The organism is Rhodococcus ruber (genome assembly GCF_016804345.1).
Taxonomy (GTDB): domain Bacteria; phylum Actinomycetota; class Actinomycetes; order Mycobacteriales; family Mycobacteriaceae; genus Rhodococcus; species Rhodococcus ruber.
Genome location: NZ_CP044211.1, coordinates 2,439,676 through 2,463,369 on the forward strand (window position 1 = coordinate 2,439,676; position 23,694 = coordinate 2,463,369).

Genomic DNA, 23,694 nt, shown 5'->3' on the forward strand with positions numbered 1-23,694 from the left:
CGCTCGGGGGAGAAACGAATGTTCCTGACGCTGAGAGGATTCGGTTACACGCGTTAACGCGTCGGCAACCGTCGGTGCGTTTCATCTCATTACTGTCTGTTTCACGTCAGCGATCGACGTTCCGTCCTCCCGCCCACGGCCGGTGCAGCCGGCCTCGTTCCTAGGAGCACTCATGGCAGAAACCACCACGGTTCCCGCATTCCGCGTCACCGCCGACTTCTGGAAGACCCTGCCCCAGATGTCCACCGAGGAATTCCCGGGCACCGAGGGCTTCATCGACGACGTCTATCCCAACCCCGAGGGGTCGGAGATGGCCGCGGGCTACTTCAAGCTCGCGCACACCGACGCCCCGCTGGACTATCTGTACGAGTACGACGAGATGAAGGTCGTCCTCGAAGGGGAGTTCCGCCTGGAGAACCTGGATACCGGCCAGGTGGAGATCGCCCGCGCCAAGGACGCGATCTTCTTCCCCAAGGGCTCGCGGATCCGCTTCACCACCCCCCACGGCGCCCTGGCGTTCTACGTCGGCCAGCGCACGTTCGCGCCGTAAGGATCCGGCCATGAGCGTCTGTATGGAGACCACCAGCGTGCCGCGCTGGGACGAGGAGCGGACCGTGGCCGACGGCGGCAGGACGGTCACCGTCCTGTCGTTCGGCGACGCCGCCACCGACCACGCCCGCCGCCTGGTGACCTCCTTCGAAGGCCGGCGAGTGAGCTGGCTACGGGCGCCCGCCACCTGGGGCGACGCGGCCGCGGAGGTGCTGCAGCGCCAGCTCTCCGCGGCCCGCGTCGGCTGGCGGCTCGTGCTGGTGGGCGACGAGGCCGCCGTCCTCGCCGCCCGGGCCGTGGCCGTCGCCGCGGGGGCGCTCGACGACGAGATCCTGCCCGAGGTGCTGACCACGGACACGCGCACGGTGTACTGCGCCCACTGCCGACACACCCACGACGCCACCGCCGCGATCGGGCAGACCAGCACGTGCCCCGCGTGTTCGGCGGAACTCGTCGTGTACCACCACGTTTCGCGCCACCACGGCGCATATCTCGGCTACCAGCTCGACGCGGAGGAAAGCTGATGACCCTCGTATCCGATGCCGGAACGGCCGTCCGGCGCAGCGACGCGACCCTCGCCCTCACCGTCGCCGAGGTGACCACCGTCGCCACCGGAGTGCGGCACGTGCGGTTCGTCGACCCCACCGGTGCGCCGCTGCCGTCGTTCACCCCGGGCAGCCACGTCGTGCTCTCCTGCGGCGCCCACGACGACGGCCGGCCCCGCCGCAACTCCTACTCCCTGACCGGTCCGGAGCTCGAACCGCAGAGCTACTCGATCTCCGTGCGGCTCGACGAGACCGGCCGGGGCGGCTCCCGCTGGATCCACGCCCTCGAGGTCGGGGACGTCGTGGAGGTCAGCAGGCCCCGAAGTGCCTTCGCGCCGATCCTCACCGCGCGTCACCACATGCTCGTGGCCGGCGGTATCGGCGTCACACCCATCCTCTCGCACGCCCGCGCCGCCGCTGAGTGGGGCCGCTCCTTCGAGGTCCACTACACCTTCCGCGAGGGCGACGGCCCGCACCTCGGCGAGTTGCGCGAACTGTGCGGAGACCGCCTGCACACCTACCACACCCCCGAAGAGTTCTGGGCCGCACTCGGCCCGGCCCTGCTCGATCAGCCGCTCGGCACCCACCTGTACGTGTGCGGGCCCTCCGGTCTCATCGACGAACTCACCCGTCGCGCCCGCGGCGCGGGCTGGCCGGACGCCCGCATCCACTACGAGCACTTCGGTGTCGGCGACCTCGAGCCCGGAACCCCGTTCACCGCGCATCTGCGCCGCACCGGGGTCGACATCGCCGTGAACTCCGGCGTGAGCCTGCTCGAAGCGCTCGAGGCGCGCGGGGTACCGGTGCCCAACCTGTGCCGGCAGGGGGTGTGCGGCGAGTGCCGGATCCCGGTGGCGGACGGCGCGATCGAGCACCGCGACCTGTACCTGACCGACGCGGAGAAGCACGCCGGCGACTGCATGATGCCGTGCGTCTCCCGCGCCGGCGGCGAGCGATTGGAGCTGGACCTGTGACTGCCGCAACCGAATTCGAGGTGCTCCCGGAACGCGTCGCGCGGTTCCCGTTCCCCTTCCCGCGGGACACCTACCGGTACAGCACCAACGTCGAGCCGGCCGGGACCCGCGCGGACACGGCGGCCGGCGGCTGGGGCGAGCACCCGGTCGACATGGACGGCTTCCTTCTCGACGACCTCGCCGAACGACGGCGCGTGCTCGACGCCGACCCGAGCCGCTTCCAGGCGCTCGGGCACATGGAGGTCGCGCAGTGGGACGCGATGCTCACCCTCATGAAGATGCTGGCCGAGGCATACCCGCAGACGTTCGCGCTCGACCGTGACGGCACCGTCCGGCGGTGGAGCAACCGCGCCCTCGACCTCGAGCAGGCGTTCGTCTACGGGCAGTCCGCCACCCTGCCCGAGCCGCCGCTGCTGTACATCGGCCGGCAGATCCAGGAGGACGTCGTGCTGCTCGATCAGCGCGACGGCGCCCTGTGGGGTGACGCGGGCCTGGTGACGTTCGCCGCGGACTGGTCGCTGCGCTTCGACGTCGGGATGAGCTTCCTGCAGATCCACGGTCCCGTGCCCCGCATCCACGCCGAAGGGGTGATCACCCGCGCCCAGTCCTTCCTCATGGGACTGCACGCCGGGCAACGGTATCGGCGCACCAACTGGACCCTCACCGTGGACCGCCGGCTCGACACGGCCACCGAGACGTATCCCGAATGGGGACGCGATCGGCGCCTGCTCGCCGAGGGCCCACTCGACGACGTCGGCCGTCGCCTGCACCTGCGGGTCGAGGTGCAGCACCTGATCCGTCTCGGCGCGTCCGGCGCGATCATGTTCCTCATCCGCACCTACCTGCTGCCCTTCGAGGAGATCGCGCTGGTGCCGGAATGGGCCGACCGGCTCTACCGGGTGCTCGAGGAACTGCCCGAGGACATGGCCGACTACAAGGGCATCACGCGCACCCGCGAACCCGGTCTGAAGTGGTTGCGCGAGTTCGGAGGTGTGCGGCCGTGAAGAACTCGGGATTCGTCACCGGTGCGGTGCCCCCGATCGATCCGGGCGGGCGCATCCACCTGCTGTTCAGCCTCGGCGACTGCGCCGACGCGCGGGCCGCGGTGACGGCCTGGGCGGCGCAGGCGCTCGCCGCCGGCCGCGTCGCCACCGTGGTTCCGGACGCGAGCGCTGCGGAGGTGGCGCGGCTCGTGCGCGAGGCTCGCGCCGGTACCCGCGTGCTGATCGCCGGACCGCGGCGGGAAGCGATGGCAGCGACGGCTGCGGCGCGCACCGCCGGCCTGCTGCCGTGTGAGACGACCACCTACGTCACCGCCGCCGACGGAGTGTCGCTGTTCTGCCCGCACTGCGCCACCACCCAGTCCGTCGACGCCGCTCCCGGGGCGGTCGTCGCCTGCGGTTCGTGCGGCCTGGACCTCGAGATCCGTCCTCATCTGTCGGGACATCACGGCACCTACCTCGGCGCCGTGGCCTGACCCGCCATCCGGAAAGGAACCTTCGTGACCACCTCCGTCGCCAGCGACCTGTCCTGCCTGCCGTGGCCTTTCCCCGAGGGCGACAGGACGTTCCGTTACGCCGTGAACGTCGAACCGGCGCCGCGCCGCACCGAGACCGCCGCCGGGGCCTGGGGCGAGCACATCGTCGACCTCGGCAAGAGCCCCGCCGAGTACGTCGAGATGATGCGGTTGCGTCGCGCGATCCTCGCGGCCGACCCCGGCCGCGTGCAGATGCTGCCCCACATGACGCCGGCCTGCTGGGATCTGATGCTCTACTACATGCGGGACATGACGGCCTCCTTCCCCGACGTCATGCATCTCGACGTCGAGAACGAGGGGTATCGCTGGCGCAACGACCTTCTCGGGATCGATCAGCGGTTCGCGCTCGGCGATCTGTCCACCCTGCCGGAACACCCGCTGGTCTTCATCGGATGCCAGCTGCCCGACGACGTGCTGCTGGTGACCGAGCGCGACGGGCACCTGTGGTTCGACGCGGCGCTGGTCACGTCGTCCGCCGACTGGTCCGTCAAGTTCGACATCGGCATGAGCCTGCACGAGATACACCGTCCCGTACCCGGCCTGACCTCGAACGGGGTGACCGACCGCGCCGAGCAGTTCATGCGCCGGCTCACGACCGAGCGGCCGTACCGGCGGGTGAACTGGACCTTCTCCGCGGTCGGCTCGCGGCGGCGGGACACCAGTCTCGAGACGATGCCCGACTGGATGGACGACATGCCACGGCTCGTCGCCGACCGCGACTGGGGCCGCATCCAGCTGCGCATCGAACTCGAGCACCTGATCCGGCTGCCCATGACAGGAACGCTCGTGTTCAACATCCGCACCTACATGGCGCCGCTCGAGGAGATCGCGCAGGTCCCGGTGTGGGCCGAACAGCTCGCCGACATCGTCGAGGAGCTGCCCGGCGAGATCGCCGCGTACAAGGGCATCGACTCCTACCGCAGGCCGGCGATGGCCTGGCTGCGGGAACGGACACGGACCTACGCCGCGTAGGACCGCACGACCGTGCCCGGTGGCCGGTACGGTGACGAAGGAGACGGCTCCGGCGAGGGGAGGGTCGAGCGTGCGAGCCTGGAACGAACCGGTCGACGGCGGTATCGCCGTCCTGGGGGCGGGCCTGAGCGGGCTGTCGCTGGCGGCCCATCTCGCCACCGCCCCGGCGCGACCCGGTCCGGTGGTGCTCGTCGACGACGGCGCCCGCGACATCCGAGAAGCCGGATGGGCGTTCTGGTCCCGCCGGCCCGGACTCCTCGACGCCGCCGTCTCCGCGCGGTTCGCCCGGATCCGGGTTCACGTCGGCGGACGGTCCCGCACCCTCGGTCTCGGCCGGTACCGGTACGGCGTCGTCCGCGGCGCCGATCTGGTGCCGGTGGTCGACGAGATCACGGATGCAGTCGGCGACATCGGGTTCCGCACCGGGCATGTGACGCGGGTGCACGACGGGGCCCGTCCGCGCGTCGGCCTGTCCGACGGCACGGAACTGCACCCCGAGTGGGTCTTCGACGGCCGCGGCCCCGACAGCGGTGACCCGCGCGACGGGACGGGCCCCGATGCGTGGCTGGACTTCCGGGGGTGGCGGATCCGCGCCGATGCACCCCTGTTCGATCCCGGCGTCCCCACCCTGTTCGACTTCCGCACCGATCAGGGCCGGGCCGCGTCCTTCGTGTACGTGCTGCCCACCGACGACCGTCGCGCCCTCGTCGAGCACACGTGTTTCGCGCGTCCCGACGCCGGGCCCGTCGGCACCGCCGTCCACGACGAGGCACTCCGGGAGTACCTGGCGACGGTGCTCGGCGCCGACGAGGACGCCTACGTGGTCGAGGCGGACGAGTCCGCGCGGATGCCGTTGGCCTCACAGCCGCCCGCGCGGCGCCGCGGCAACATCGTGCGGATCGGCGCCGCGGGCGGGATGCTCAAGGGCAGCAGCGGATATGCCTATCAGCGGATCCAGCGCGACAGTGAGGCCCTCGCGCGGTCGCTCGCCCGGCACGGGCATCCTTTCGACGTGCGCCCTGCCCCGTCCCGGTTCGCCCGGTACGACCAGGGGCTGTTGCGGGCCGTCGTCGAGCGGCCCGCCGTGCTCGAGCGCGCCTTCGCGGGCCTGTTCGACCGGTCCTCCGCGGAGCCGATCCTGCGGTTCCTCGACGAGGAGTCGTCGTGGCGCGACGAGGCGGCGCTCTTCGCGTCGCTGCCCGCCGCCCCACTGCTCCGGGCGATGGCCGGCCGCTGACCGTCCCCGGCGGCTCCGCGCGACCGGACGCGGGTCCGGGTCCGAGGAGGGCACCGCCGCGTCGCCCCGCGAACAGGCGGTATGCGGGTCGGGGACCGGGCGGGCGGTCGGTCCGGCCCCCAGTTTCGTGGATCTTCGACAAATCTCTCTTTCTGTTGGCATGAATTCCGGCGGCGTGGGGTACTCCCCGGTCCATGAGATCGACGAACCGAGACCCGGCCCTTCGCGGGGGTCGCGGCGCGTGGATCGAAGTGAACGAAAGGTCGCAGACTTTCGTCCGGTCCGCTCGCACTGCGTGCGAGCCTGCTGTCAAGGAGAGCCCCGTGCCATTGTCACCTCACCCCCTCCGGCCGACCGTCGATGTCTGGAACTGGCAGATGCAGGGCTTGTGCCGCGGTGTCGACTCCTCGGTGTTCTTCTCGCCCGACGGTGAACGGGGCCGAGCGCGTTACCAGCGGGAGTCGAAGGCCAAGGAGATGTGCCATCGGTGCCCGGTCATCGAGCAGTGCCGCGAGCACGCGCTCACGATGGGCGAACCCTACGGGGTGTGGGGTGGGATGTCGGTCGCCGAGCGGGAGAAGTACGTGCAGTCCCGGAGACGGAAGATCGCGAGCTGACGAGGATTTCGCCCGGCATCGACATTTCGTCGGTGCCGGGTTCACGTCTCCGGGTCGCCTGAGGGTTCGGCGATGCCACCCGCGGGGTGCGGCCCGGCCGTGGAGTCCGACCAGGGTGAGCACGTGGTGCGCGGTGGTGCCCGGCGGCGCCACCAGGGTCACGGCGGTGTGCTGCCCGGCCGCACGCTCACGGGCCGTCGAGAGCAACGAGACCCCGGCGGAGCCGAGATGGGTGACCTCGCTCAGATCCACTGTCACCGAGAGTGTTCCGCCGCGTGACGCCACGTCGAGGTGACCCTTGAGGATGGGGGCGGTGTCGATGTCGACATCGCCCCGCACCGCGAGGCGGCCGGGTGCGGTCTCGTCGACGGCGAAGTCGCGCGAGGACTCGGGACGGCCGACGATCGCGCCGTCGGTGAACTCGGTGACGACGCGGGCGCTCCGGGTGAGCCGGAACGTGACCGTCGCAGTCGTGCCCGTGTCGTCGCAGTCGATGCGGAGATCGTCGGCGAAGAGCCGGACCATCGTCAGTCCGCGGCCGCGGCTGTCCGTCAACCGGTGGGACTCCGGGGTTGTCGCGGGGGTCTTCCAGCGGCCCCGGTCCCGTACGCGGATCCGGAGGCAGCCGTCGGCGTCGAGAACTCCGCCGATCTCGACCGGGCTGTGCTCGGCGTCGGTGCCGGGATAGGCGTGCTCGACGACGTTGGACACCAGTTCGGAGACCGCGTGTTCGACGGCCACGGTCCCCGCATGGTCGGCCCCGATACGCACGAGCCACTGCCACAGCGCCGACCGCGCCGCCTTCGGCGCCTCCCGGTCGGCGTGCAGGTGCACGTGCAGGGGATCCGGCATCGCCGTCCGCTGAGCCGCGACGATGGTCACGTCGTCGCTGTATCCGGTTTCCCGAAGCAGGAATTCGAGGACCTCCCCGCACACCCGATCCACCGTCCGGGCGCGTGTGTCCGGGATCGGGAACGAGCGGCCGGCCACGCTCAGAGCCGCCCGCTCGGCGAGTTCGGCGGTGCTCGCCGGGGGCGGCCGGCCGGGACGCTCGATCAATCCGTCCGTGTAGAGCAGCACGACGTCGCCGGTGGCGAGGGCGTCGGTGGCGACGGGGAACGTCGAGCCGGTTCCGATCGGCGTCGCGCCCGAGGGAGGCAGGTAGCGGACCGTCCCGACCGGGCTCGCCACCAGCGGCGGGGGATGCCCGCCCGTGCAGTAGCGGACTCGGCCGCTTCCGGTGTCGAGGACGGCGACACACACCGTCGCGGTGCGGGCGCCGGGGACGTGCGCCGAGAAGGCGTCGAGCGTGGACAGGGCGCCGGCGACGTCTGCACCCGCGAGGATCTGCTGGCGCAGAACCGCCCGGAGTTGTCCCATCACGGCGGCGGCCTCGACGCCGTGCCCGACGACGTCTCCGGTGATGAGCGCGAGCTCGCCGCCGGGGAGGGCCAACGCGTCGAACCAGTCACCGCCGGCGGCCGTGTCCTCCGCGGCGACCAGGTAGGCCGCCGCCACCTCGGCTCCCGGCACGACCGGAACGGACGGCGCCAGCAGGGTCTGCTGCATCACCGTCACCGCGTCGCGGGCCTGTTCGTACTTCTCCGACATCAGCTGGGCCCGGGCCTCGGCGACGTGCCGCGCCAGGACACTGTCGGTCACGTCGGAGGCGAAGAAGAGCAGTCCGGCGACGCCGCAGCCGGGGTCGCGGCAGGGGGCGACGGTGAAGTCGAAGTAGCGCTCGCGGACCACGCCGCTGCCGTCGGTGTCGATCTGCATGCGCCATTCCTTGGCGGTCTCGGCGACGCCGGTCGCCGCCACCCGGTCGAGCAGCTCGAAGAACTGCTGACCCTCGAGTTCCGGGACGGCCTCGCGCACCGGCCGGCCCAGGAGATCGCCCCGTCCGAGCAGCGCACGGTAGGCGGCGTTGGTCGCGACGTACACGTGGTCGTGTCCCTGCCACGCTCCGAGTGCGAACGGCAGCGCCTCGAACACGCGGAGAACCGTGTCCGGCTCTCCCGTGGCCGAGAACAGATCCTCGTCGTCCGGCATGACGTGTACCTTCTCCGGTTTCCGCGCCGAAGCCTCACCTTCTGTTCTATACCCCGCCCGGGCCTCGGTACAGCGGCGTGTCCGGCGGTTCGTTTCGTCAGCGCATCTCCCCGGCCCCGACGTACGGGTTCAGGCTGGCGAGGGGCTTGCCTTCGGCGAAGCGCGAGTACCGGAAGTCGGTGCCGTCCACGGCGGGGTCGCTGCTGATGCCGTCGAGCAGGAGGTCGGCGGCGAGCCGGCCCACGGCAGGGGAGATCTTGTAACCGTGGCCGCTGAAGCCCACGAGCAGGAACAGTCCCGGCGCCGGGGACGGGCCGATGATCGGGTTGTAGTCGGGTGTGGTGTCGTAGCATCCCGCGTACGACGAGGCGAGCCGCGGATCGGGCATGGCCGGCAGCAACCGGTCGAGCTTCGCGACGGCGGTTTCCACGAACGGGTCGTCGGCGCGATTGGCGTAGTCGTCCGGGTCCGCCCACTCCGGCGCGGAGTGATCGCTGTTGCCCACCAGCAGCTCTCCGTTGGGCTCGCGGCGGATGTACTGGAGGTTCACCAGGTCGGAGAAGGTGGGGATGTCGGGGGTGGGTTCGCCCTGGTCGACGAGCAGGAGTTGTTCCCGCTGGGCCCGGATCGGGAGGTCCACGCCGGCGGTCGCGCCGAGTGCCGGTGACCACACGCCGGTTGCGAGCACGACGGTGCCCGCGTGGATTTCGGAGCCGTCCGCGAGCCGCACCCCGTAGACCTCGCCGCCCTCGCGCTGCAGGAGGGAGGCGACGGGGGTGCCCTGGCGCACTCGCACGCCGAGGGCTCGGGCGCGGGTGCCGTAGGCCATTCCGGTCATGTAGGCGTCGCCGTGGCCGCCGAGGGGCTCGTACGCGAAGGCCGCGAAGGGATCGAGGGCTATCCCCGGTAGCAGGCGGCGGACCTCGCCGGCGTCGATCGTCTCGACGGGCACTCCGAGGGCCCGGTGCATCTCGACGTTCGCGGCGAGCGGGGCGGTGTTCTGGGGCCCGACGCCGACGACGTATCCGGTCTGCCGGAAGCCGATGTCGGCCCCGAAGATCTCCTCGGCTTCGGAGAACACCTGCACGCCGTGCCAGGCCATCGCGGCCAGCGACGGAACGCCGTAGTGGCAGCGGACGATGCCGCTGGACTTGCCGGTCATGCCGGAACACATCGTCCCGCGTTCCAGGACGAGGACATCCGTTTCGCCGCGCTCGGCGAGGGACCAGGCCGCAGCCAGGCCCTCGAGTCCGCCGCCGACGATGACGATGTTCGCGGTTTCGGTCATCGCATTTCCTCACAGCTCGCACTTCGGTTGTTTCTTACAGGGAAACAGTGTTGCATAAAACGAAACACGCGCGGTTCTCGCTGTGTGACAACGACGTAAAACCTGCTGGGCGGCAACGATGCTCCGTCGAGGCCGGTAGCCTCGTCCGCATGACCCCTGTCGTCCGCCCGGCCACCCGACGGGACATACCGGTCTTCGCCCGCACCCTCGCCGACGCGTTCTTCGACGATCCGGTGATGATGTGGATGTGGCCCGACGACGAGCGCCGGCGCCGAGGTCTGCCACGCATGTTCGCCGCCGAGGCGCAGCATCATCTGCTGTCGCACGGCGGACTCGAGCTCGCCGAGGGGCCGGACGGTTCCGCCGGAGGCGCGACCATGTGGGCGCCGCCGGGTCGCTGGAAAGCCCCGGGGTGGCGGTCCGTGCTGGTCACTGCGGGGATGATCCGCGCGCTCGGGCGCCGGGCCCGCGTCGGCGCCGAGGTCGACGGCGCGCTCGACGAGGCGCATCCGGCCGAGCCGCACTGGTACCTCTCCGCCATCGGAACCGGAAACGCGGCGCGTGGCGGAGGTTTCGGGAAGGCCCTGCTGCGGTCGCGGCTGGACCGCTGTGACGCCGACGGGATGCCCGCGTATCTCGAATCGAGCAAGGAGAAGAACATCTCCTACTACGAGCGGTTCGGGTTCCGGGTCACCGGCGAGATCGCCGTCCCGAACGGAGGGCCGACCCTGTGGAAGATGTGGCGCGAACCCGTGACGCGATGAATCGGCCGATCCCTTGATATGCAAGCAGTTGCTTGCATATAGTCGGTATCTGTGAGTGATGTCTCGCGGACAGCCACAGGACCGAGCGGCGTATGCGAAGCCCCGGCCCGGGTCGGGGGCACGACGTGAGCGCGCCCCTCGAGCGCCCGAACGCCGTGGACGGTCACGGCCGCAAGACCGGCGAATGGGCGGAGCCCGACCCGCACGGCGGGCTGATGGTGGGCACCTACGTCGACGGCGAGCGTCACGGAACGTGGCGGCACTTCTCCGCCGGTGGGGCGCTACGTTCCGAGGGTGGTTACGACCGCGGCGTCCTGCACGGTCCCTGGACCTGGTACCGCGCCACCGGTGGTCTGCTGCAGCGCGGCGGGTTCGCCCACGGTGACAAGCACGGCTACTGGGAACGCTGGACGGCGGCGGGGACACTCGTCGACAGCGGACACTGGGAGCACGGCAGGAAGACCGGTGAGTGGACCTACTACGACACCGACGGGAGCATCAGGAAGACGACCACCCACCGGCCGAGGCCGCCGCGCGGGTGACCGAACGAGGGGGAGCGGTGACATCGACCTTCGACCGGGATCGAGCCCTGCTGATCCGGCTGTGGCGCTCCTGGGCCGAACGGGCCCGGGCATTGAGCGACGAGCAGTGGACGGCCCCGACCCGGCTGCCGGGCTGGACCGTTCGGGACCTGTACGTCCACGTCGCACCCGACGCCCTGATCGCCCTGATCGCCGACCCCGCGCCCGAGGGCACGGCAAAGGTCACCAGCGCCGCGGAGATGCTCCGCGTCTTCAACGCCGACCCGGTCGCCGCCGAACCGATGCACCGACGGATCGCCGAGATGGTCCGCCACGCCGCCACCGACGCCGGCCGGGAGACGCTCGTCGAGCGATTCGCCGTCGAACTGCCGCAGGCGTTCGATCGCCTGACCGGCCTCGATCGTGAGACCGTCGTCCCACACCCTCTGCTGGGCTCGGTGACGCTCGGCGCACTCCTCGACCTGGCCATCCTCGAAACGACCGTCCACCTGCTCGACGTCGTCGACACGGTCGGCGGACCGCCGCCCGAATCGGAGGCACTCGAACGCACCCGCAACGTGCTCGCCGCCGTCCCGGACGCGCGGGACTTCATCGAAGCGGCATCGGGCCGGTCGGGCGCGCGGATCCTGCCGGTGATGCGATGAGGCAACCGCGCATGTGACGCGGCGCCAGGAGTCCGACCGTGGGGGCAGCGCCCACGCGGCGCCGGCGACGGCGCAGACCACAGTGCCGGTCGGCAGGGGCATTCGCCGTCCGAAACGGCCGTGTCGGCTCCCCGGTGACGCCCCCGGCGCGCACTACCCTCGGGCACCATGACCGCATTCGACGACCTCGACGACTATCTCGCTCTCCCGCGCGTCACCGCGCTCGCGCTGTCGCCGGACGGGACCCGTGTCGTGATCGCCCAGTCCACCCTGGACGAGGAGGGGACCGGGTACGTCGGGGCCTTGTGGGAGGTCGACCCGCACGGACAGGAGCCCGCCCGGCGGCTCACGTGGGGTGCGAAGGGCGAGTCGAACCCGGTCTTCACCGCCACCGGTGACCTGCTGTTCACCGCGGCCCGGGCCGACGGGACGGACGGCGACGATGCCCCCGTCGCACTGTGGCGGCTGCCGGCGGCCGGTGGCGAAGCGCAGCGCGTCGTGTCCCGCAAGGGCGGGGTACGCGCAGTGCACGCCGCGCGGGCCGCCGACCGGATCGTGGTGACGGCGGACGTGCTCGGCCGTACCGACGGCGACGACGAACGGATCCGGGACGCCCGCAGGAAGCACAAGATCTCCGCCGTGCTGCACACCGGATACCCGATCCGGCACTGGGATCACGACCTCGGCCCGGCCGAGCCGCACCTGCTCGCCCTCGCGGACGGCCTCCACCCGCCCCTGTCGGACCTGACTCCCGGACCCGGGGGCGCGCTGCGCGAGGCCACCCTCGACCTCGCCCCGGACGGCACGTTCGTCGTCACCACCTGGTCGGTCCCCGGGCCGCTCGCCTCCCGCCGCACCACCCTGGTGCGCATCGACACGGACACCGGACTGCGCACGGTCCTCGTCGACGACGAGACCGCCGACGTGTTCGCCCCCGCGATCTCGCCGGACGGCACCCGGATCGCATTCCTGCACGAGACACACTCCGACCCCGAGACCGCGCCGACAATCACGTTGCGGCTGTTCGATCTTCGATCGGGAGACACGACGGTTCTGGTGCCCGGATGGGACCGGTGGCCGACGTCGGTCGTCTGGCGTCCCGACTCCGGGGCGCTGCTCGTGACCGCCGACGAGCACGGCCGCGCGCCGATCTTCCAGGTCGCGTTGTGGGCCGACGTCCCCACCCCGTTGACCACCGACCCGGCCGCCTACACCGACCTGCGCGTCGCACCCGACGGAACGTGCGTCTACGCCCTGCGTGCGGCCTACGACGCTCCGCCGCACCCGGTGCGGATCCCGCTGGACGGCTCCGGCGCCGTCACCGTTCTGCGCGCTCCCGCCGAGCTGCCGGACCTCCCCGGCCGCCTCACGGAACTGACCACTGCCGCCGCCGACGGCACCCCGCTGCGGGCCTGGCTGGCCCTGCCGGCCACCGCCGACCCCGACGCCCCCGCACCGCTGCTGCTGTGGATCCACGGTGGCCCCCTCAGCTCCTGGAACACCTGGTCGTGGCGATGGAACCCGTGGCTTCTCGTCGCCCGCGGCTACGCCGTGCTGCTCCCGGACCCCGCCCTGTCCTCCGGCTACGGGCAGGACTTCGTCCGGCGCGGGTGGGGCAGATGGGGCAAGGAGCCCTACACCGACCTGATGGCGCTGACCGATGCCGCGATCGAGCTCCCCGAGATCGACGCCGACCGCACCGCCGCGATGGGCGGCTCCTTCGGCGGGTACATGGCCAACTGGGTGGCCGGGCACACCGACCGGTTCCGGGCGATCGTCACCCACGCGAGCCTGTGGGCTCTCGACCAGTTCGGACCCACCACGGATTCGGCCTGGTACTGGGCGCGGGAGATGACCCCCGAGATGGCGGTGGAGAACTCACCGCACCTGTATGTCGCCGACATCGTCACTCCCATGCTGGTGATCCACGGCGACAAGGACTATCGCGTGCCGATCGGGGAGGGGCTGCGACTGTGGTACGAACTGCTCTCCGAGTCGGGGGCACCCGCCGCCGAGGACGGCTCCACCGTGCATCGCTTCCTCTACTTCCCCGACGAGAACCACTGGGTGCTCGGCCCCCAGCACGCGAAGATCTGGTACGAGGTGGTCGAGGCGTTCCTCGCGGAGCACGTGCTCGCGCGTCCCCGGGAACTGCCCGAGGTGCTCGGCTGACGCGGATCCCGGCGGTGCGCGGCGCGGGAGTCGAACGGCATCTCCGTCGGGGGCGACGCTCACCCGCCCAGCGTCCGCACCCGCTCGAGCACCGGGGCGAACGCCTCGAGGTACGGCCCGTGGACGGTGTAGTAGGTGAAGCCGTAGCGGTCGCGGTCGCGCAGGACCTGATCGGCCATCCGTTCCACCGTGCCGATCAGTGCGAACGGCGTGTCCAGCAGTTCCTCGACGCTCGTCATCGGACCGAAGCGCTCGAGCAGTGCCCGCGCCGCGGCCTCTCGGTCGTCGGTCACCACGACCGCCTGGACCAGCACCTGCCACTCGAGGCGGTCCGCGCGGGCGCCGGCGCGCTCGCGGGCGAACCGCACGCGTTCGTCGGCCTCGGCGGCCGTCGCGATGCGCAGCACCCCGGGCGCCTGTCCCGGCACCTGCACGGCACCGGCCACCCCCACGATGTCGGCGCGCTCGGCCGCCAGCTGCAGCACCCGGTCCCCGGTACCGCCGATCAGCAGCGGGGGACCGGTGCCGCCGAACCCGCACCGCTGGACCGGCTGCAGCGGTGCCAGGTCCAGGCCGGCGCGCAGCTCGGCCTGTTGTGGGTACCCGCCCTCCGCGAAGCGGCGCCCCAGACCCTCGATCAGGGCCTCGAGCCGATCGACGCGGCGGCCGATCGGATCCCAGCCGATGCCGGCCTCGTCGAATTCCCACTTCATGTGCCCGGCGCCGAGGCCGAGTTCGAGCCGGCCACCGGTGAGGACGTCGGTGGTCGCGACGTCGCGGGCCAACAGCTCCGAGTTCCAGAACGGAGCGTTGAGGACGAGCGTGCCCACTCGCAACCGCTCGGTCGCCTGCGCCGCGGCGACGAGCGTGGGAAACGGCGCGACGACCCCCAGGTGGTCCGCGGCGAACAGCGTGTCGTACCCGAGCGCCTCGATGCGGCGGCATCGGCCGGCGAACGCGCCGGCCGACTCCAGGGTGAAGACGTTCGTGGCGAAGCGGAACTCGTTCACGTCTGCCACGGTGCCGTACCCGTGATCCGCAGTCCAGCAGGCCCGATCCGGGCACGTGGGGCGTGTGCAGGCGGTTTGCCTCCGCTGACTACGATTGCGGGGTGACCAGTGCGCCAGAGAACCACCAGAACCCCGCCGACGCCCTCCCCAAGAGCTGGGACCCCAGCGCCGTAGAGGACGAGCTGTACCAGGGCTGGGTGGACGCCGGTTACTTCGCCGCCGATCCGTCCAGCGACAAGCCCGGTTACTCGATCGTGCTGCCACCGCCGAACGTGACCGGCAGCCTGCACATGGGTCACGCACTCGACCACACCCTCATGGACGCGCTCTCGCGCCGCAGACGTATGCAGGGCTACGAGGTGCTGTGGCTGCCCGGCATGGACCACGCCGGCATCGCCACCCAGACCGTCGTCGAGAAGCAACTCGCGGTGGACGGGAAGACCAAGGAGGACTTCGGTCGCGAACTGTTCGTCGAGAAGGTCTGGGACTGGAAGCGCGAATCCGGCGGCACCATTCAGGGGCAGATGCGCCGCATCGGGGACGGCGTCGACTGGTCCCGCGACCGGTTCACCATGGACGAGGGGCTCTCGCGGGCCGTGCAGACGATGTTCAAGCGGCTCTACGACGACGGGCTGATCTACCGCGCCGAGCGACTGGTGAACTGGTCGCCCGTGCTGCAGACCGCGATCTCCGACATCGAGGTCAAGTTCGAGGAGGTCGAGGGCGAACTCGTCTCGTTGCGCTACGGCTCCCTGGACGACGACGAGCCGCACGTGATCGTCGCCACCACCCGGGTCGAGACCATGCTCGGTGACACCGCCGTCGCGGTGCACCCGGACGACGAGCGCTACCAGCACCTGGTCGGCACCACCCTCGAGCATCCCCTCACCGGCCGGCGTATCCCCGTGATCGCCGACGAATACGTCGACCCCGAATTCGGCACCGGCGCCGTGAAGATCACCCCCGCCCACGATCCCAACGACTTCGAGATGGGCGTGCGGCACAACCTGCCGATGCCCACCATCATGGACAAGGCCGGCAGGATCGCCGACACCGGAACACGATTCGACGGCATGGACCGGTTCGAGGCGCGGGTCCGGGTGCGCGAGGCGCTGGCCGAGCAGGGCCGGGTCGTCGCCGAGAAGCGTCCCTACCTGCACAGCGTCGGTCATTCCGAGCGCAGCGGCGAGACGATCGAGCCCCGGCTGTCGATGCAGTGGTGGGTCAAGGTCGATGCGCTCGCCAAGGCCGCGGGCGACGCGGTCCGCAACGGCGACACCGTGATCCACCCGGCCAGCCAGGAGCCGCGCTGGTTCGCGTGGGTCGACGACATGCACGACTGGTGCATCTCGCGGCAGCTGTGGTGGGGTCACCGCATCCCGATCTGGTACGGCCCGGACGGCGAGGTCGCGTGCTTCGGACCGGACGAGACCGCGCCCGAGGGCTGGGAGCAGGATCCCGACGTCCTCGACACCTGGTTCTCCTCGGGTCTGTGGCCGTTCTCCACGATGGGCTGGCCGGACAGGACGCCGGAGCTCGAGAAGTTCTATCCCACCAGCGTTCTCGTCACCGGATACGACATCCTGTTCTTCTGGGTGGCCCGGATGATGATGTTCGGCCTGTACGTCGCGAACGACGAGGCGATCACCGCCGGCGGGAAATCCGGCGTCCAGGTGCCGTTCAAGGACCTGTTCCTGCACGGCCTCGTGCGCGACCAGTTCGGCAAGAAGATGTCCAAGTCGCGCGGCAACGGCATCGATCCGCTGGACTGGGTGGAGCGGTACGGCGCCGACGCGCTGCGCTTCACCCTGGCCCGCGGCGCCAACCCGGGTAGCGACCTCGCCGTGGGCGAGGACCACGCGCAGTCCTCCCGCAACTTCGCCAACAAGCTGTTCAACGCGACCAAGTTCGCCCTGATGAACGGCGCGGTCGTCACCGAGCTCCCGGCGCGCACCGCCCTCACCGACGCGGACCGGTGGATCCTCGACCGGCTCGAGCAGGTCCGCGCCGAGGTCGACGAGGCGTTCGAGCGGTTCGAGTTCTCCAAGGCGTGCGAGGCGCTCTACCACTTCGCATGGGACGAGGTGTGCGACTGGTATCTCGAGCTCGCCAAGGTGCAGCTGGCCGACGGCAGCGAGTACGCGCAGGGCACCAAGGCGGTCCTCGGCAACGTCCTCGACCAGCTGCTCCGCCTGCTGCATCCGGTGATCCCGTTCGTCACCGAAACCCTCTGGAAGGTCCTCACCGGTGGCGAGTCCGTGGTCGTCGCGTCCTGGCCGAACGCCACCGGCACCGAGCCCGACGCCGACTCCGCGCGTCGCGTCGAGGATCTGCAGAAGCTCGTGACCGAGGTCCGCCGTTTCCGCAGCGACCAGGGCCTCAAGCCGTCGCAGAAGGTCGCCGCACGCCTCACCGAGATCGACGCCGCCGACCTGGTTGCGCAGGTGCCGGCCGTACGGTCCCTGGCGCGGCTGACCGAGCCTGCGGAGGAGTTCGCCGCCACCGCCGCCATCGAGGTGCGCCTGTCCCGTGCCACCGTCACCGTGGAACTGGACACCTCCGGCACCGTGGACGTGGCGGCCGAGCGCGCCCGTCTCGGCAAGGACCTCGCGGTCGCCGAGAAGGAGCTCGCGGGCACGTCCGCCAAGCTCGGCAACGAGGCGTTCCTCGCCAAGGCGCCCGCGGCGGTCGTGGAGAAGATCACCGCCCGCAGGCAGATCGCGGAGGAGGAGATCGCCCGGATCACCGCGCGCCTGCAGGAACTGGGGTCGGCGTGAGCGAGGACCGGTCCGCGGCCGGCCCGGCGACGCCGTCGCCGGTCGACCTGGCCGAGCTGACCCTGGTCGAGGCCGAACTCGACAAGCGCTGGCCCGAAACGAAGATCGAGCCTTCGCTGACCCGGATCGCGGCGCTGATGGATCTGCTCGGATCCCCCCAGCGCAGCTATCCGTCCATCCAGATCGCCGGCACGAACGGTAAGACGTCGGTGAGCCGCATGATCGACGCCCTGCTGACCCGGTTGCACCGGCGCACCGGCCGCACCACGAGCCCGCACCTGCAGCTGGCCACGGAGCGGATCAGCATCGACGGGGCGCCGGTCTCCCCGCGCACCTACGTCGACACCTATCGCGAACTCGAGCCGTACGTCGCGATGATCGACGCGCAGTCGCAGGCCGCGGGCGGCCCGGCGATGAGCAAGTTCGAGGTGACCACGGCCATGGCATTCGCCGCGTTCGCCGAGGCCCCCGTCGACGTCGCCGTCGTCGAGGTGGGACTCGGTGGCACCTGGGACGCCACCAACGTCGTCGACGCGCAGGTCGCGGTCGTCACCCCGATCGGGCTCGACCACACCGAATACCTCGGTCCCGATCTCGCGACGATCGCGGGGGAGAAGGCCGGGATCATCAAGAAGGCACCCGACGACGGGCTCGTGCCCCGCGACACCGTCGCAATCCTGGCCCAGCAGGAACCCGAGGTGATGGAGGTGCTGCTGCGCCGGGCCGTCGAAGCGGACGCCGCCGTCGCACGCGAAGGCGCCGAGTTCCAGGTCCTGGCCCGGCGCATCGCCGTGGGCGGGCAGCAACTCGAGCTGCAAGGCCTCGGCGGGGTGTACACCGACATCTTCCTGCCGCTGCACGGCGAGCACCAGGCCCGTAACGCCGCGCTCGCGCTCGCCGCCGTGGAGGCGTTCTTCGGGGCCGGCGCCGACCGGCAGCTCGACGCCGACGCGGTGCGCGCGGCGTTCGCCTCGGTGCTCAACCCGGGCCGGCTCGAACGGGTGCGTAGTGCTCCGACGGTGTTCCTCGACGCCGCCCACAACCCCCACGGGGCGAAGGCTCTCGCTGCGGCCCTCGCCGACGAGTTCGACTTCCGCAAGCTGGTCGGAGTGGTGTCGGTGATGGCCGACAAGGACGTGCCCGGTCTGCTCGACGCCCTCGAGCCGGTGTTCGACGAGATCGTCGTGACCCACAACGGCTCGCCGCGGGCGATGGACGTCGACGAGCTCTCAGACCTGGCCGTGGCGCGGTTCGGCGACGAACGCGTGGTCGTCGCGCCGACACTGCCCGACGCCCTCGAGACCGCCGTCGCCATCGCCGAGGAGGTCGCCGAGCCGGGTGAGGCAGTATCGGGGGCGGGTGTCGTGGTCACCGGCTCGGTGGTGACCGCCGGCGCCGCCCGCACTCTCTTCGGAAAGGACCCCGCGTGAGCGAGGCAGCTGACAACTCCGCCGCATCGCCGGACCGGGACTCCGCCGTCCGGCCCCCCGCGAAGGACCCGTGGAAGGGGCTGCGAGGCGTCATGGCCGGCACGCTCGTCCTCGAAGCCATCGTGGTCCTGCTGGTGCTACCGGTTGTCGCGGTCGTCGGCGGGGGACTCACGTGGCTCTCGGGTGGCTACATCGTGTTCCTCGCCGTCGCGATGATCGCGGGCGCCGGGCTGCAGGGCCGGCCCTGGGCGCTCCGGTACAACCTCGCGCTGCAGGTGCTGACACTGCTGGGCTTCTTCGTCGACCTCGCGCTCGGCATCGTCGGCGTGATCTTCAGTGCGGTGTGGGGCTACATCCTGTACCTGCGCAAGGACATGAAGGACCGCGAGGCGCGGGGCCTGCTACCGGGCCAGCGGGGCTGACCACTACGCTGTGCGCGTGACTGAGCGGACCCTGGTACTGATCAAGCCCGACGGCGTGGCCCGTCGTCATGTCGGCGAGATCCTCTCGCGCATCGAGCGCAAGGGACTCGACATCGTGGCACTCGAGCTGCGCACCGCCACCGAGGAGGTGGCCGCCGCCCACTATGCCGAGCACGAGGGCAAACCCTTCTATCCCGGCCTGATCGAGTTCATCACCTCGCGGCCGCTGGTCGCGGTGGTCCTCGAAGGGCCCCGCGCCATCGCCGCATTCCGCCAGCTCGCGGGCGGCACCGACCCCGTCGAGAAGGCCGTACCCGGCTCGATTCGCGGTGATCTCGGGCTCGACGCCGGCGAGAACCTGGTGCACGGTTCCGACTCGGTGGAGTCGGCCGAGCGTGAAATCGCGCTGTGGTTCCCGGCCCTCGCCGGGTCCTGATCCGTCCGTCGACCTACGTGCCACGGCGCCCTTCGGGGCGCCGTTGGCGTATTCACGGACCTCTGTGTGGGATACTGAGGTAGGTCGCCCCGCTTCGGAGTGTTGCGGAACGACCGAACGACATCACGGATCGATGCCCGACATCGCTGTGACCGGGGACGCAGGAGACACCTCGCCCGGTGGCACGCTGGATGCACCGGCGCTCGATCCGCGATCCAGCCAGGCACCGCTCGGCCGTGCAGTGAAAACGGGCACCGGACGACCGTGCGATGCGAGACCGCACATCTCGCGCCTCCCGGTGCGAGCCCACACAGACAGCGCCCCCGCGTGGCCGCGTCACATCGCTCGAGATCGAGGATGGACGCGCCCGGGGGCCCGAGGAGACCTACGTGGCCGAACAAGCGCCGCCGAACGACACTTCCATCGATGAGGGCACCGTGGTGCTGCCGCCGAAGATGCGCGTGCACGCCCTCGCCAAACTGCTCGGTCTCACGAGCAAGCAGGTCATGGCCAAAGCCGCCGACCTCGGCACCGAATTGCGCAGTGCCCACTCGAGCCTGCAGCGCGACCTCGCCGAACAGATCCGCGCCGCTCTCGGTGCGCCCGCCGAGACCGGGACGGAAGCCGCACCGGAACCGGTGGGTGAGGTACCCGAGGTGCCCGCCGCCGAGACCGCCGAGGCTCCCCCCGGAGAACCCGCCGGCGCCGAGGGCCCCGCCGGGGAACCGGCCGCCGAGCCGGAGACCGCGGTCGAGGACACCACCGCTCAGGAACCCGCCGCGGCACCTGCGGCTCCGACCCTGTTCACCGGCATGGAACAGGAGACCCCGGCGTTCACCGCGCCGGAACCGGGCGCCGTCGAACCCGTCGTCAGCGCGCCACTGTTCCTGCAGCCGGAAGTCACCGCCCCCGCCGAGGCGGCACCGCGCCGCCGCCGTTCCCGCCGGGCGGCCGAGGCGCCCGAACCCACCGTCGTCGAGGAAGTCGCCGAGGAGGTCACCGAGGAGACCGCTGCGGCGGAGCCGGGTGAGGAGTCCGCCGAGGAGGAGCCGCGCCGTCGCCGTCGTGGTCGACGCGGCCGGGGCCGTGGACGTGGCGAGCAATCCGAGACGTCGGAGGAGACCACCGCCGAGGAGACGTCCCCCACGGAGACTGCTGCCGAGGAGGGCGCCGCTCCGGAGAAGGGCGCTGCGCCGGAGAAGGGCGAGGGCCCGGAAGCAAAGCCCGAGGAGCCGGCGACGGAAGAGGTCGCGACCGCCGAGCCGAGCGCGGACCAGGCCGAAGGCGAGCAGAAGGAGTCCGGGCAGAAGGAGTCCGGACAGACGGAGTCCGAGCAGAAGGAGTCCGGGCCGGGCGAGGACGAGTCCGGGGAAGGGTCTTCCCGTCGTCGCCGTCGTCGTCGTCGTCGCAAGGGCAGTGCGGACGGAGCCGACACCGCCGTCGAGGACGACTCGGTCCCCACTGTCGTCCACGAACGTGAGCCGCGATCCAAGACGCGCGCCCCCAAGGACGAGGTTCAGGGCATCACCGGTTCCACCCGGCTCGAAGCCAAGCGCCAGCGCCGCCGCGACGGCCGGGACGCAGGCCGCCGTCGGCCCCCGATCCTCACGGAGTCGGAGTTCCTCGCCCGCCGCGAGTCCGTCGACCGCGTCATGGTGGTGCGGGAGAAGACCGGTGACACCGCGAACCCCGGGAACATCACCCAGGTCGCGGTCCTCGAGGACGGCGTCCTCGTCGAGCATTTCGTGACCAGCGCCGGCTCCGGTTCGATGGTCGGCAACATCTTCCTCGGCCGCGTCCAGAACGTGCTTCCCTCGATGGAGGCGGCGTTCATCGACATCGGCAGGGGTCGCAACGGCGTCCTCTACGCCGGCGAGGTCAACTGGGACGCCGCCGGGCTCGGTGGCAACTCGCGCAAGATCGAGCAGGCCCTCAAGCCGGGCGACCGGGTGCTCGTGCAGGTCAGCAAGGACCCGGTGGGGCACAAGGGCGCCCGGCTCACCACGCAGATCAGTCTCGCCGGCCGGTTCCTGGTGTACGTGCCGGGCGGCTCGTCCACCGGCATCAGCCGCAAGCTGCCCGACACCGAGCGCAAGCGGCTCAAGGAGATCCTGCGTGAGGTCGTCCCGGCCGAGGCCGGTGTGATCATCCGTACTGCGGCGGAGGGCGTGAGCGAGGACGAACTCGCCCGCGACGTACAGCGCCTGCAGACGCAGTGGGCCTCGATCGAGGAGCAGGCCGCCAAGCTCGAGGCCGACGGTTCGGGACAGCCGAAGACCCTCTACGAAGAGCCCGACCTGCTGGTCAAGGTGATTCGCGACCTGTTCAACGAGGACTTCTCCAAGCTCGTCATCGAGGGTGAGAACGCCTGGAACACTGTCGAGAACTACATCCGGACCGTCGCCCCGGACATGCTGCCCCGCGTGGAGCGGCACGATTCCGAGTCGGGCGCGCGTGACGTGTTCGCCGCACACCGCATCGACGAGCAACTCGCCAAGGCGCTCGACCGCAAGGTGTGGCTGCCGTCCGGTGGCACTCTCGTCATCGATCGCACCGAGGCGATGACGGTCGTCGACGTCAACACCGGCAAGTTCACCGGCGCCGGAGGCAACCTCGAAGAGACCGTCACGCGCAACAACCTCGAGGCAGCCGAGGAGATCGTGCGGCAGATGCGGCTGCGCGACATCGGCGGCATGATCGTCGTCGACTTCATCGACATGGTGCTCGAGTCGAACCGGGACCTCGTGCTGCGACGCCTGACCGAGGCGCTCGGCCGGGACCGCACTCGTCACCAGGTCTCCGAGGTGACCTCGCTGGGACTCGTCCAGATGACGCGCAAGCGGCTCGGGACGGGTCTCGTGGAGGCGTTCTCCACCACCTGCGAGCACTGCCACGGCCGCGGCATCCTCGTGCACAGCGAACCCGTCGAGGTCGCCGCCGCCGAGGACGGTGGCCGGCCCGCGCGCAGCGAGAGCGGCTCCCGTCGCCGCCGCGGCCGTGATCGGGGCACCCAGCCGGAACCGGCGACGACCGAGACGGCCGCACCCCAGCCGGCCCCCGAGGCGCCGGTGGTGGACGCGACGGTCAAGCGCGCCCACCCGGTCGCTCTGGCGATGGCCGCGCACCACGACAACCATGACGAGCACCCGACCGAGTCCGGTGCCGAGCCGGCGGAGGCAGCGCCCGCGCAGAAGACGCCCACCGAAGCCGCGTCGGCCCCGGTGGCAGAACCGCGCGAGGCGCACCCGGCCGAATCGCGCGAGGCGCCGGCCGAATCGGGCGAGGCGCAACCGGCAGAAGCACCGGAGGCCGGTAAGCAGGCCGCCGAGCCGGCGGCCCGTCGCCGTCGCCGGGTCTCGCGGGCTCCTTCGGCTCCGACGGGCGACGGCACCGGCACCGTCTTCGTGGTGCCGGCTCCGGCCCCGGAGCCCGTGGCCACCGCTCCGACCCCGGAGCCCGTGGCCACCGCTCCGGCCCCGGAGCCGGTGACCACCGCGGCGGTTTCGGACGGTGACAGCGCCGAACCGGTGACCGTTCGACGGCCACGTCGTCGCCGGGCCGCCGGCCGGCCTGCCGGCCCGCCGGTCGAAGCGCAGGCATGAGGTCGAACCGGGCCCGACCGCGGCCGGGCCCGGTTTGACCCTGGCAGTCACCTTCCCGTAATCTTGGTCAGTCGCTACTCGGCGATACGGCCCTGCTGCGCCCGATGCGGGATTGTGGCGGCCC

General features: G+C 71.1%; 19 protein-coding genes and 1 pseudogene. 17 read left to right on the plus strand and 3 right to left on the minus strand.

What is annotated here, in order from left to right:
• The first annotated feature begins 172 nt into the window (after positions 1–172).
• The 8 genes from F1734_RS11440 (at position 173) to F1734_RS11475 (ending at position 6,431) form a co-directional block, all read left to right on the plus strand.
• Positions 173–550 carry a cupin domain-containing protein gene (locus tag F1734_RS11440; RefSeq protein WP_006937276.1) on the plus strand — a complete coding sequence of 126 codons (378 nt, stop codon included), beginning with the start codon at positions 173–175 and terminating at the stop codon, positions 548–550.
• A 10-nt stretch (positions 551–560) separates the two neighbouring features.
• A complete protein-coding gene (locus F1734_RS11445; protein WP_225222742.1) occupies positions 561–1,073 on the plus strand; it encodes a 50S ribosomal protein L32 in 513 nt (170 codons plus the stop codon).
• Complete coding sequence (locus tag F1734_RS11450; protein WP_203011696.1) at positions 1,073–2,068, plus strand: PDR/VanB family oxidoreductase; 996 nt, start codon at positions 1,073–1,075, stop codon at positions 2,066–2,068. Before F1734_RS11445 ends, F1734_RS11450 begins: the two co-directional genes overlap by 1 nt.
• Positions 2,065–3,072 (plus strand): heme-dependent oxidative N-demethylase family protein, encoded by a 1,008-nt coding sequence (locus tag F1734_RS11455; RefSeq protein ID WP_017680509.1) that lies wholly within the window; start codon positions 2,065–2,067, stop codon positions 3,070–3,072. Before F1734_RS11450 ends, F1734_RS11455 begins: the two co-directional genes overlap by 4 nt.
• Complete coding sequence (locus F1734_RS11460) at positions 3,069–3,545, plus strand: dimethylamine monooxygenase subunit DmmA family protein (RefSeq protein ID WP_010592822.1); 477 nt, start codon at positions 3,069–3,071, stop codon at positions 3,543–3,545. Before F1734_RS11455 ends, F1734_RS11460 begins: the two co-directional genes overlap by 4 nt.
• 24 nt (positions 3,546–3,569) lie before the next feature.
• Positions 3,570–4,577, plus strand: a complete 1,008-nt coding sequence (locus F1734_RS11465) for a heme-dependent oxidative N-demethylase family protein (RefSeq protein ID WP_059174747.1) — start codon at positions 3,570–3,572, stop codon at positions 4,575–4,577.
• Between the two features lie 70 nt (positions 4,578–4,647).
• Positions 4,648–5,814 (plus strand): lycopene cyclase family protein, encoded by a 1,167-nt coding sequence (locus F1734_RS11470; RefSeq protein WP_140188525.1) that lies wholly within the window; start codon positions 4,648–4,650, stop codon positions 5,812–5,814.
• Between the two features lie 377 nt (positions 5,815–6,191).
• Positions 6,192–6,431: a WhiB family transcriptional regulator gene (locus F1734_RS11475; protein WP_017680511.1), complete on the plus strand. Its 240-nt coding sequence runs from the start codon at positions 6,192–6,194 to the stop codon at positions 6,429–6,431.
• Between the two features lie 41 nt (positions 6,432–6,472).
• Here the strand turns inward: F1734_RS11475 and F1734_RS11480 are convergent.
• Positions 6,473–8,483 (minus strand): annotated as a pseudogene (locus F1734_RS11480) (SpoIIE family protein phosphatase).
• 97 nt (positions 8,484–8,580) lie between these two features.
• Positions 8,581–9,771 (minus strand): NAD(P)/FAD-dependent oxidoreductase, encoded by a 1,191-nt coding sequence (locus F1734_RS11485; protein ID WP_010592818.1) that lies wholly within the window; start codon positions 9,769–9,771, stop codon positions 8,581–8,583.
• Positions 9,772–9,920: 149 nt separating this feature from the next.
• On the opposite strand from F1734_RS11485, the gene F1734_RS11490 reads away from it, so the two are divergent.
• From F1734_RS11490 to F1734_RS11505, 4 genes are all read left to right on the plus strand, one after another.
• On the plus strand, positions 9,921–10,535 hold the full coding sequence (locus F1734_RS11490) for a GNAT family N-acetyltransferase (RefSeq protein WP_010592817.1): 615 nt from the start codon (positions 9,921–9,923) through the stop codon (positions 10,533–10,535).
• A 125-nt stretch (positions 10,536–10,660) separates the two neighbouring features.
• Positions 10,661–11,077 (plus strand): toxin-antitoxin system YwqK family antitoxin, encoded by a 417-nt coding sequence (locus F1734_RS11495; RefSeq protein ID WP_017680513.1) that lies wholly within the window; start codon positions 10,661–10,663, stop codon positions 11,075–11,077.
• A 17-nt stretch (positions 11,078–11,094) separates the two neighbouring features.
• The gene (locus F1734_RS11500; protein ID WP_010592815.1) at positions 11,095–11,721 is read left to right on the plus strand and encodes a maleylpyruvate isomerase N-terminal domain-containing protein; all 627 of its coding nucleotides are present in this window, start codon (positions 11,095–11,097) and stop codon (positions 11,719–11,721) included.
• 168 nt (positions 11,722–11,889) lie between these two features.
• A complete protein-coding gene (locus F1734_RS11505; RefSeq protein WP_010592814.1) occupies positions 11,890–13,893 on the plus strand; it encodes a S9 family peptidase in 2,004 nt (667 codons plus the stop codon).
• 59 nt (positions 13,894–13,952) lie between these two features.
• Here the strand turns inward: F1734_RS11505 and F1734_RS11510 are convergent, their stop codons facing one another.
• The gene (locus F1734_RS11510) at positions 13,953–14,903 is read right to left on the minus strand and encodes a TIGR03621 family F420-dependent LLM class oxidoreductase (RefSeq protein WP_040271716.1); all 951 of its coding nucleotides are present in this window, start codon (positions 14,901–14,903) and stop codon (positions 13,953–13,955) included.
• A 101-nt stretch (positions 14,904–15,004) separates the two neighbouring features.
• On the opposite strand from F1734_RS11510, the gene F1734_RS11515 reads away from it, so the two are divergent.
• From F1734_RS11515 to F1734_RS11535, 5 genes are all read left to right on the plus strand, one after another.
• On the plus strand, positions 15,005–17,680 hold the full coding sequence (locus F1734_RS11515) for a valine--tRNA ligase (protein WP_010592812.1): 2,676 nt from the start codon (positions 15,005–15,007) through the stop codon (positions 17,678–17,680).
• Positions 17,677–19,110: a bifunctional tetrahydrofolate synthase/dihydrofolate synthase gene (gene folC / locus F1734_RS11520; RefSeq protein WP_010592811.1), complete on the plus strand. Its 1,434-nt coding sequence runs from the start codon at positions 17,677–17,679 to the stop codon at positions 19,108–19,110. Before F1734_RS11515 ends, folC begins: the two co-directional genes overlap by 4 nt.
• Positions 19,107–19,532 (plus strand): DUF4233 domain-containing protein, encoded by a 426-nt coding sequence (locus tag F1734_RS11525; RefSeq protein ID WP_010592810.1) that lies wholly within the window; start codon positions 19,107–19,109, stop codon positions 19,530–19,532. The genes folC and F1734_RS11525 overlap by 4 nt, the downstream gene beginning before the upstream one ends.
• A 16-nt stretch (positions 19,533–19,548) precedes the next feature.
• On the plus strand, positions 19,549–19,968 hold the full coding sequence (gene ndk, locus F1734_RS11530; protein ID WP_203011698.1) for a nucleoside-diphosphate kinase: 420 nt from the start codon (positions 19,549–19,551) through the stop codon (positions 19,966–19,968).
• Between the two features lie 389 nt (positions 19,969–20,357).
• A complete protein-coding gene (locus tag F1734_RS11535) occupies positions 20,358–23,570 on the plus strand; it encodes a translation initiation factor IF-2 N-terminal domain-containing protein (protein ID WP_203011703.1) in 3,213 nt (1,070 codons plus the stop codon).
• Positions 23,571–23,694 lie beyond the last annotated feature (124 nt).